The organism is Mycobacterium sp. 852002-51163_SCH5372311, from assembly GCF_001667115.1.
GTDB lineage: Bacteria > Actinomycetota > Actinomycetes > Mycobacteriales > Mycobacteriaceae > Mycobacterium.
Genome location: NZ_LZIJ01000105.1, coordinates 1 through 12,109 on the forward strand (window position 1 = coordinate 1; position 12,109 = coordinate 12,109).

The window sequence follows — 12,109 nt, forward strand, 5'->3', positions numbered from 1 at the left end:
CCACATACTGCGCCACCGCCAACCCCAACGCGATCAGCAAAATCTCCTGAACCCCGGCATGAAACGCCGCGGGCACCGCCCCCAGCAGCATCCGAGTGGTGTCGCCATCCAGCCACGCCGACATCTGTCCGGCGCTGGCATAGGTATCCAGTGCGGGCCGGGGCGCCGGAAACGCGGCTGGGGCGCCGGCCACCTGTTTCCAGGCGTCAGCCAGCTCCACCACCTCGCGGCGGCGCGCATACTCGCCCAGCAACCCCGCCCATCGGGCAAACGACGTTCCGGTCACCGCCAACGCCACCGGCTGGCCGGCACGGTGCTGGGTCCAGCCGGTGTTGAGGTCATCGAGCACAACCCGCCACGACACCGCATCAATGGCCAGATGATGAATGACCATCGCCAACTGACCAGCATCGGCCACCCACAATGCGCTAACCATCACCCCCGCGGCCGGATCTAACCGCGCCCGGGCCCCCATCAGCGCCTGATCGGAGAACACATCTACGCTGTGAACACAATTACGCGCATCGATGGCACCGACCTCAGGCACCTCCAGCGACCACCCCCCAGCTCCGTCGTCCTCGACCCGCAGCCGCAACATGGCATGGCGATCCAACAGCGCCTGCACCAGCACCACCACGTCGGCCTGGGTCACTCCGGCCGGCGCCGACAACAGCATCGTCTGGTTGAACTCATCAACCGGGCCATCCACACTGGCCAGCCAGCGCATGATCGGGGTCGCCGGCAGCGGCCCGATACCCTCATCGGCCACCTCACCGCCAGCCTCGACCGCCCCCGCGACCCGGGCCAGTCGGGCCACAGTCTGCTCGACGAAGACATCACGCGGCCGACACACCAGCCCCGCCGCCCGTGCCCGCGCCACCACCTGCATCGAGGAAATGCTGTCCCCACCCAGCTCAAAGAACGAGTCATCCACCCCGACCCGCTCGAGCTCGAGGACCTCTGCGTAGATGCCGGCCAAAACCTCCTCGACCGCGCTACCTGGAGCGCGATACCCAACAGCGCGGTATTCCGGTGCCGGCAGCGCGCGGGTGTCCAGCTTGCCGTTGGCTGTCAACGGCAACGCATCGATCACCACCACCGCCGCGGGCACCATATACGCGGGCAGACACTCACCCAGCGCCGCGCGCGCGTCGGCGGGGTCGACGGTCCCGGTCACATAGCCGACCAGGCGCTTGTAGCCGGGCCGGTCCTCGCGGGCAATCACCACCGCCTGCTCCACCCCAGCCACCCCGGCCAGTGCCGCCTGCACCTCACCCAATTCGATGCGATACCCGCGGATCTTGACCTGCTCATCAGCACGCCCCAGATAGGCCAGCTGCCCATCACCGCGCCACCGCACCAAATCCCCGGTGCGATACATCCGCTGTCCCGGTTGTCCCGCACCGCCCGCGCCGACAAATGGACACGCCACAAACCGCGACGCCGTCAACCCCGACCGGCCCACATAGCCACACGCGACCCCGCGACCGGCCACATATAACTCACCGACCACCCCAGCCGGCACCGGACGCAACCACTCATCGAGCACCAACAACGCCGCGCCGGCCACCGGCGACCCAATCGGCACCACCCCCAACCCCGGTGTCAGCGGCGCACTGATCGCCACATACACCGTGGCCTCCGTCGGCCCATAGGCATTGACCACCAGGCGCCCCGGCGCCCACCGATCCACCACCTCCACCGGGCAGGCCTCCCCGCCCAACACCAACGCCGCCGACTCCAACCCATCCGGGCACAACGCCGCCACCGCCGACGGCGTCTGCGTCAACACACTGACCCCCTCAGCGACCAGCAGGTCGTGGAAATCCTGCGGGCAACCCGTCACCTCTTCGGGCACCACCACCAACCGCCCACCACCCAACAACGCAGCCCAGATCTCCCACACCGAAAAGTCGAACGCATACGAATGGCACTGCGTCCACACCCCGCCCGCCGGCAACCGCGTCGGCAACGACTCCGCCAAATGAGTCAGATTGGCGTGGCTGATCGCCACCCCCTTGGGCACCCCCGTGGTGCCCGAGGTGTAAATGACGTAGGCGATATCGTCCGCGGCCGGGGCCGGCAACGCCGTACCGGGCTGGGCGCCGACCGCGGGGTCATCAACGTCGATGACCACCACGTCATGGCCATCCAGCCGCTCAGCCAACTCCGCGGTGGTGACCGCGGCGGTCGGTGCGGCATCGGTGAGCATGAACTCAATGCGCGCCGCCGGCAACCCCGGATCCATCGGCACATACGCCGCCCCCGTCTTGAGCACCGCCAACATCGCCACCACCGCCTCGGACGAACGGTGAAACAGCAACGCCACACACCCACCCGGACCCACACCACGGCCAACCAACAAGTGCGCCAACCGATTCGACGCCTCATCCAGCTGCCGGTACGTCAACGACACCTCACCGCAGCAGACCGCCACCGCCTCCGGCGCCCGCGCCACCTGCACGCCAACCACCACCGGCACCGACACCGCCGGGGCCGGCTCGGCCAACACCACCCGATTGCCCCACTGATCCAGCCGCTCGTGCTCAGCCGCATCCAGCACATCGATCGCCGACAACCGCCGTCCGGGATCGGCGGTGATCGCCACCAACACCCGCTCAAGGCGCTCGATCAGCACCTCAACACTGGCCGCATCAAACACATCAGTACGAAACTCCACCCCTCCGCCGATCCCGGCAGGCTCACCGTCCTCCGTCCAGCGTTCAGCCAGGAAAAAAGCGAGGTCCATGCGGGCGGTGCGAGTGTCGACCCGCACCTGTGTGGCCTGCAAATCGCCGAAGGTCAGTCCGGCGGGGGGGCCGCTATGCTGCCAGGGCAGGTTCTGCCAGGCCAAGGCCACCTGGATCAGCGGGGAATGGCTTAGCGACCGTGTGGGATTGAGTCGCTCGACAAGCAGTTCGAACGGCACGTCTTGGTGTTCGTATGCGGCCAGGCTGCGCCGCCGCACCTGGGCCAGCAGCTCCGCGACAGTGGGATCACCGGCCAGATCGACACGCAGCACGAGGGTATTGACGAAGAAACCCACCAACTCATCCAGTCCGGGGTCGCGGCGCCCGGCGACCGGGAATCCCACCGCCACATCACTGCTGGCGCTGATGTTGGACAGCAGCGCCGCCAGGGCAGCCTGAACCACCATGAAGCTGGTCGCGTTGTGCTCACGAGCGAACCGCTGCACCCTCTGCTGCAACTCCGCCGGCCAGTTGACCACCACATGGGCGCCGCGGTTATCAGCCACCGGCGGATAAGGGCGATCGGTAGGAAGCTGCAGGCGCTCAGGCATCCCGGTCAGGGCCTCTTCCCAGAAGCCCAGCTGCGCAGCGATGGGACTGTCGCTGTCCGCCAGATCACCAAACTGCTCGCGTTGCCACAGCGTGTAATCGGCATACTGCACCGCCAGCGGGGCCCACTCGGGGGCCCGCCCCGCGCACCGGCTGGCATAGGCCACACCCAAATCGCGCGCCAGTGGGGTGATCGACCAGCCGTCCGCTGCGATATGGTGCACCACGACCACCAGCACGTGTTCGTCGTCAGCAACGCGGAAAAGCCAGGCGCGCAATGGGATTTCGCTAGCCAGATCAAACGTGTAGCGGGTCGCCGCGCCGATTGCCTCACCCAGCCGGGTCGTGGACCAACCAGTGGCATCAACGACGTCCCACCCAAGATTGGCCTGCTCAGCGGGCACCACCATTTGCAGGGGTGTCCCGTCGTGCGTCGTAAACAGAGTCCGCAGGCTCTCATGACGGCCCACCACATCGGCCAGCGCCACACCCAACGCGTCCGCATCGAGTCGCCCGCGCAGCCGCAACGCCGCCGGCATGTTGTACACCGGTGAGGGCCCCTGCAACTGGTCGATAAACCACAACCGGCTCTGGGCATACGACAACGGGACCCGCATCGGTCGCGGCATCGGCTGTACCGGCGGGCGGGCAGTGCCGCCACGATGCCGGTCCAGATACTGCGCGAGACCCCCGGCGGTGGAGGCGTCAAACAGATACCGCACCGGCACTTCCCGGCCCAACGCCAACTGCAGCCGCGCACTCACCCGGGTGGCTATCAGGGAATCCCCACCGAGGGCGAAGAAGTCGTCATCAAGCCCGACGCGATCCACACCCAACACCTCGGCGAACGCCTCGGCGACGACCTTCTCGGTCTGCGTCTGCGGCGCCCTGAACGGTGCACCGGTAAACAACGGCGCCGGCAGCGCCTTGCGGTCGAGCTTGCCCGAGGAGGTCAACGGGAACTCGTCGAGGACCACAATCTGCGTCGGCATCATGAACTCGGGCAACCGCGCGCTCAACCGCTGGCGCACCGCGCTGACCTTGGCGTTGGTCTGCGGGTCGTTGGCGTGGATCCTGCTTTGGTTCGCCTGGGCGGGGGCTAGGTACAGGTCGGTCAGCGGCGGGGTGCGCTGGCCATCGTGGTCGGTGGGGGCGATGAAGACGGCATCCAGGGTGCCGGGTTGGACGCCCCAGGTGACGGCGACGTGGTATCCGCTGGTTTCACCGAGGCGATGCAATTGTTCGGGGACGGCATCAGCGTTCTCGGTGTTGGCTTGGGCGAGGGCGTCGGCCAAGGGCAGCCCAGCCGCAAGGCCGCGTTCGACGCGGACGTCGCTGATCAGTCCAGCGCGCGGAATGTCGGTGACGCGAATGATGGTGGGACGTTGGGACATCAACCGCGTGCTCAGCCCGTGCAGGCCTGCACATTCCGTCCAGGCCCAGGTCGGTGCGGCGGCCACTGAGTGCACCTGGGCTGGGGTTTTGTAGAAGATGACGTCGTAGCGATACCGGTTGAGTTCGTTGTCGCCCAATCCGCGTTTCACTTCGATGTCAACGCCGGCCACCGACGCATGGTTGGCGGCTACGGTGGTGAAAAACTCTGGGCCCAGCAACAATTCGGGTTCGCCGAGCATGGCGGACTGGACTCTGTGACGAATCTCGGCGGTGTCGGTAGAGGTGGTGCGGGCCAGCACGACCCCGGTTTGAAACGCGCCGTGCAGGCTGTGGTTGCGCACATCACCGATAAACAGTGACCCGCCGGGAGCCAACAGGTCTATGGCGTTGTTTATCACCTCAGCCAGATATTCCGAGTTGGGGAAGTACTGCACGACCGAGTTCAGGATGATGGTGTCGAAGCAGCCGTGCGGCAGAGCTTCGCTGACGTGAGCCGGCTGCGTCAGCAGCTCGACTCGATCACGCCAGGGGATCTGCAACTGCTCCAGGGTGCGTGCCAGCTTGTCGATGACCACCGCGGACATGTCCGTGGCGACGTAGTGCTCGGACTCCGGCGCGACCTGCGACAACACCAGTCCGGAGCCCACCCCGATCTCCAACACCCGCCGCGGCCGCAGGGCCGTGATCCGATCCACCGTGGCAGCACGCCACTCCACCATCTCCTCAAGCGGAATCGGGTCATCGGTGTAGCTGCTGTTCCAGCCCCGGAAATCCATGCCGAATCCCGGCACCTCGACCTCGGCGCCGTACAGCTCGTCATACAGGTGTTGCCACTCTTCGACGACTTCGGCGTCCGAAATGCCCCCGTCGGCGGTGCTCGTGTGCTCGACGGTGATGTAGGCGATCAGCTGGGCGCCGGTATCGCCCTGATGCAACGCGGCGGCGGCACGGGCGACCTGCGGGCAGGCCAACAGCGTGTTTTCGATTTCGCCCAGCTCGATGCGCTGTCCACGCAGTTTGATCTGCGTGTCCGCGCGGCCGAGATAATCGAGCGTTCCGGCGCGAGTCCAGCGCACCAGGTCACCGGTGCGGTACATGCGTGTCCCCGCACCCCCGTAGGGGTTGGCCACGAATCGTTCCGCGGTCAACTCCGCCCGAGCCACATAGCCGTGCGCCACCGGAAGCCCAGCCAAATACAGCTCGCCGACGACCCCGATCGGCGCCGGGTTAAGCCGTGCATCGAGTACCAGCGCGTACATCCCCGGAATCGCGGCCCCGATGCCCACCGGCTGCCCCGCCGACAGCGGCGCACTGCACGTCGCCCAGATGGTGGCCTCAGTGGGGCCGTAGAGATTGAACATCCGCCGGCCCGGCGCCCAAGCGGCCACCAACTCCGGCGTGCAGGCCTCCCCCATGGTGAGCAGCGTGCGTAACCCGCCCAGCCGGGTCCGATCCAGCGACGACAACACCGACGGGGTTATCACCGCCGCGCTGACCCGCTGCTGCTGCACCAACCCCGTCAACGCGTCTCCGGCGTACACCTGCGGCGGCGCCACCACCAACGCCGACCCGGATCCCACCGCCCACAACATCTCGAACACTGAGGCATCGAAGGTCGGCGCGGCCACCATCAACACCCGCGTATCCGCGCGCGACCCGAACTTCTCGCGTTGCGCCGCAACCAATCCCAGCAGACCGGCGTGGCTGATCGCCACCCCCTTGGGGACACCGGTGGACCCCGAAGTGAAAATCACATAGGCGGTGTCATCCACGCCCAGCGGCGCCATCCGGTCGGCGTCGGTGATGGGATCCGCAGACCGCCCGGACACGTCCCGACCGTCGATCCGCAGCACCGGGCGCGCACCGGCCCCCGCCAGATTGTCCTCGCCAGAGGTCAACACACACACCGCCGCCACCGCGTCTAGCACCGTGGCGATCCTCTCGACCGGATAGGCCCGATCCACCGGGACATAAATGCCGCCGGCCTTGACCACTGCCCACCAGGCGACGACCAATTCCAGACACCGATCCATCGCCACGCCCACCGCGCGCTCCGGACCAACCCCGGCCTCAACCAGCACCCGCGCCAACCGCGTCGACCACTCATCGAGCTCGCGATACGACAACTCGCGTGCACCTTCGACCACGGCCGCCGCGTCCGCATCGGTCGCCACTGCCGCAGTCAGCAACTGCGGCGCCACACCCACCGGCGCTCCCACACCGACACCAGACCACCCCGACAGCAAGAGATCACGCTCACCGTGATCGAGCAGCGCCACATCCCCCACCACCACCGACGCATCCGCTGCGACCGCCTCGATCACCCGGCCAAACCAAGTGACCAGCTGTTCGATGGTGGGCCGTTCGAACAAATCGGTGGCATAGGACACCACCCCGGCGGCCATCGGTGCGGAGTCCTCAGCTCGAACCTCGCTCAAATGGAATTCGAGGTCGAACTTGGCAGTGTGGGTCGATGCCGCCAGCGGCTCGACGCTGACCCCGTCGAAAGCCAAAATCCCGGGGCGCACATTGTTCTGGAAGACCATGGCCACCTGAAACAGCGGATGATGCGCGGTGGAGCGCACCGGGTTGAGCTGCTCAACCAGCCGCTCAAACGGCACATCCTGGTTGCTGTAGGCATCGAGCGCCTTCTGCCGCACCTGCTGAAGCACATCGCCGAAACGCTGCCGGGAATTCATTCCGACCCGCAGCACCCAGGTGTTGACGAAGAACCCGACCAGGTCATCAAGTGCCGCATCCAGCCGCCCGGCAATCGGCGTTCCCATCACCACGTCCTCGCCGGCTCCGACACGGTGTAGCACCACCGCCAAGACCGCCTGCAACACCATCGAGGCCGTCGCGTTATGCGCTGCCGCCAGCGCCTTGACCCCCGCCCACACCTGTGGGTCGACGCGAATCTCCACCCGATCACCGCGGTAACTGGGCACCGGCGGGCGGATCCGATCCGTCGGCAACGACGCCACCTCCGGCAGATCGGCCAACTCCTGCCGCCAGTACCGCAACTGCCCGGCTATCACACTGTCGGGATCAGATTCCGCCCCCAGCCACTCTCGTTGCCACAACGTGTAATCCACATACTGCACTGGTAACGGCGCCCACTGCGGGGCGTGGCCCTGCCGCCGCGACCGATACGCCTCGGCCACATCACGAACCATCGGAGCCAGTGACCACCCGTCAAAAGCGATGTGGTGCACCACAATTCCCAGCACATAGTGCTCGGGACCCACCGAATAGATCTGCGCACGAATGGGAATCTCGGTCGATAGATCGAACCGATACCCCGCTAGTGCCATCAACTCGGCAGCGAGATCCTCCTCCGGCAACGACACCACCGCCGCGCCCCCGCGCCGCCACATCCCGGCCTGGGGCGCCAACACCTCCTGGAACGGCACACCGTCGATGTCGGGAAATACGGTGCGCAGCGATTCATGGCGGGCGATCACATCATCGAGACCCGTATCCAACGCCTCGACATCCAGCGCCCCGCTCATCCGAAAGGCGGTCGGAATGTTATATGTCGCGACCCCACCCTCAAAGCGGCTGAGGAACCACAATCGGCTCTGGGCGAACGACAGCGGGATAACGGCTGGGCGCGCTGCCGCCACCAACGGCTTACGGCTGCCCGCATCCGCACGGATGCGGGGCGCCAGCTGGGCGATCGTGGGTGCGTCGAATAAGGTGCGCGCCGAAAGGCCGGCATCCAGGCCGGTGTTGATGGCCGCAATCACCCGCATCGCCGACAGCGAATCGCCACCCAGGTCGAAGAACGAATCGTCGACGCCGACGCGCTCCATTCCCAGGACGTGAGCGTAGATGTCGGCCAGGATCTCCTCGACCGGGGTTGCCGGGGCGCGGTAACGATCGCCATCGGTGTAATCGGGTGCGGGTAGGGAGCGCTTGTCGAGTTTGCCGTTGGGTGTCAGTGGCAGCGCCTCGATCGCCACCACCGCGCCCGGCACCATATAGGCCGGCAACCGTTCCGCCAGTGCCGCGCGTATCTGGATCGGGTCCGCGGTCCCCGTGACGTAGCCGACCAGGCGCTTGTCGCCGGGGTGATCCTCCCGCGCGATCACTATCGCCTGCTCTACGCCGTCGAGCGCGGCCAGGGCGGTCTGGACTTCACCGAGTTCGATGCGATACCCGCGGATCTTGACCTGCTCGTCGGCGCGACCCAGATACTGCAGCTGCCCATCGGCACCCCAGCGAACCAGGTCCCCGGTGCGGTACATGCGCTGTCCCGGTGCTCCGGCACCGTCTGCGAACGGACACGCCACAAACCGCGACGCCGTCAACGAACCCCGGCCCACATATCCACAGGCCAACCCGGCACCGGCCACGTACAGCTCGCCGACCACCCCGGCCGGCACCGCGCGTAACCAGCCGTCGAGCACAAAGAACGCAAGATCCGCCAGCGGCACGCCGATGGGACTGGCACCGCGGTCGGCGTCACGGGTGACGATTTCTCGTAACGAGGCATGCACCGTCGTCTCGGTGATGCCGTACAAGTTCATCAAGCGCGGCAGATTCGGGTGATTTTGCAGCCAGGTCCGAAGACGTTGTGGGTCAAGCGCTTCGCCGCCGAACACCACCGTATGAAGCTCGAGCCGATGCGCCGGCTTGGACTGCAGCGCGTCGGCTGCCTGCAGCGCATAAAACGCCGAGGGCGTCTGGCTCAAGACGCTGACGTGTTCAGCGACCAGCAGAGCGTGGAAGTCGTCTGGTGAGCGGACCACTGATTCCGGCACTACCACCAGTCGCCCACCGTGCAGCAGGGCTCCCCAGATCTCCCACACGGAAAAGTCGAAGGCCAAGGAGTGGAACTGCGTCCACACCTGCCCGGACGCCAGCTCGACGTCGGCGTCGAGTGACTCAAACAGCCGGGTGACGTTGTGGTGGGTGATGGCGACGCCTTTGGGGACACCTGTGGTGCCGGAGGTGTAGATCAGGTAGGCGATGTCATCGGGGGCCGGCGCTGGTGGTGCGGTGCTGGGTTGGCTGTCGACAGGTTTGTCGTTGACATCGATGACCACCATGTCAAAGCCGTCTAGCTGTTCGGCCAGCTCCGCGCTTGTGATGGCGGCGATCGGCGCCGCATCGGTGAGCATGAACTCCATTCGCGACCGCGGGTGCGCCGGGTCGATCGGCAGGTAAGCAGCCCCTGTCTTGAGCGCCGCCAACATCGCCACGATGGCCTCGGCCGACCGGTTTAACAGCAACGCCACGCGGTCACCTGGACCTACCCCTTGGCCGGCCAACACATCGGCCAACCGGTTAGCGGCCTCATCGAGTTCGCGATACTTCAGCGACACATCCCCGCAGCTGATCGCCACCGCTTCGGGGGTACGGGCCACTTGTTGGGCGAACACCACCGGCACCGATGCCCGCCCGGCCACTGGCTGGTCCAACGCGGCCCGGTTGCCCCATTCCTGCAGTCGGGCATGCTGGGTCTCGTCGAGCAGATCGATCGACGACAACGGCCGGGTGGGGTCGGTGGTCATGGCGGCCAACACCGTCTGCAACCGCGCGATGAGTGCCTCGATGCTGGCGGCGTCGAAAACGTCGGTGTCGTATTCGACGCGAAAGCCGAGTTCGGGACTCGGTTGGGCTTGGACCGTGAGCCGGTAGTGGGTGGCTTCGCGGCTGCTGACCTCGGTGATCGCCAACTCCTCGACGCCCGATAGCGCGGCGGTGTCGACGGGGTAGTTTTCGAACACGAATAACGTGTCGAACAACTGGTCGTGGCCGGTGAGGCGCTGGATCTCGCTGAGCGCCAGATGCTGATGCTCCAGGGTGCGGTTGTGCGCGTTTTGCAGCTCGTCAAGCAGATCGGCGGTGGTTGTTGCCGAGGTGAGGTTGGCCCGCACCGGCACCGTGTTGATCAACAGGCCCACCATCGACTCCGCGCCGGGCAACTCGGTGGGTCGTCCCGAAACGGTGGTGCCGAATACGATGTCGTGCTGGCCGGTCAGCCCGCACAGCAGCTGCGCGAAAGCGCCCTGCAGCACCGTGTTGACAGTGGTGTGGTGTGCGCGCGCCAACTCGCTGACTGCCCGCGTGATGTGCTCGGGGACCCGGTATGAGGCGAGGCTTCGCTGCCCCGGCCCCAACCGGCCCGCCGGTCCGACCAGGGTGGGGGTGTCACAGCCGGCCAGCACTTGGGCCCAGGCCGCGCGGGCGGCATCCAGGTCACGTTCGGCCAGCCAGCTCACAAACCGGCGATACGAGCCGGCAGTAGAAAGCCGCCGGCCGTTGTAGGCGGCAAAGAGCTCCCCCAGCACTATCGGCAACGACCAGCCGTCGATCACGATGTGGTGGAAGGTCAGCACGCACCGGTGCCGCTGCCCGGCGGTGCGGATCAACGCCGCCCGAAACGCCGGCGGGCGCTCGATATCGCCGACGGCGGCGCGCTCGGCGGCACACAGCTGCTGGATCTGCTCATCGACATCAACATCCCCGACATCGCTGTCGAGCTCGACATATTGCCAGCCCGCCGCGGCGTCCTCGGGGATGATTTGCACCGGCTCGTCAAACTGCGGACAAAATCGGGCGGCCAGGTTGGGATGGCGATCAACCACGGTCTGCACCGCCTCGCGCAGACGATGCGCATCGAGGCCGCCGGTGATGGTGATGTCGAGCTGCATCGCATACAGATCGGTTTCGCTGCCGGATGCGGTGCTGGCATGAAACAGCAGGCCCTGCTGCAGCGGGGTCAGCGGCAAAATATCGGCGACCCGGTAGTGCTGGCACAGGTCATCGATTTGGGGCTGGGTCAACCGGGCCGGCGCAATATCCGAGGGGGTCAGCCCGCCCCCACCGGCGCGCACATGCGCGCAGATCCCGCCCAGCGCCTCCATCCACAACCGGCTCAGCTCGCTGACCGCCGCGCTGTCGAGGGCCGACGGCGCCCACATCCAGCGGCCTAGCAGCTGCGGGCCGGACTCGGTGTCGAGGGTGACCGCGTTGAGTTCCACGCTGTGCCCCAGCGGGGTTGGCACCGCCGCGGCCGCACCGATGAGCGCCACCCCCTGCGGGTCGATGCGCCAGAGATCCTCCCGCCCGTCACCGGACCCCACCCCTAGCCGGCCCAGGTAGTTGAACCCGATCAGCGGCTCGGATTCGCCCAGGTCGACCTCGGGGTTCAAATAGCGCAGCACCCCATAGCTCAACGGGTGCGGCAGCGCGCGCAGCTGCTCTTTGACGTGCTTGACCAACGTCCCCAGCCCCGGGTCGCCGGCGACTACCTGGGCCCAGCGCAGCCCTCCGATATTCAAGGCCACCGGGTATTTGGTGGTGAACCAGCCCACCGTGCGCGACAAGTCCACCTGCGCGCCCAACTCCTCATGGCGCCCGTGGCCCTCGACGTCGATACCGACCGGTGCGCTGCCGTTGCCCAC

Annotated in this window: 1 protein-coding gene; it reads right to left on the reverse strand. The window is 66.7% G+C overall.

What is annotated here, in order from left to right:
- On the reverse strand, positions 1 to 12,109 hold a 12,109-nt coding region (locus A5791_RS13650), incomplete at both ends, for a non-ribosomal peptide synthetase (protein ID WP_231995899.1).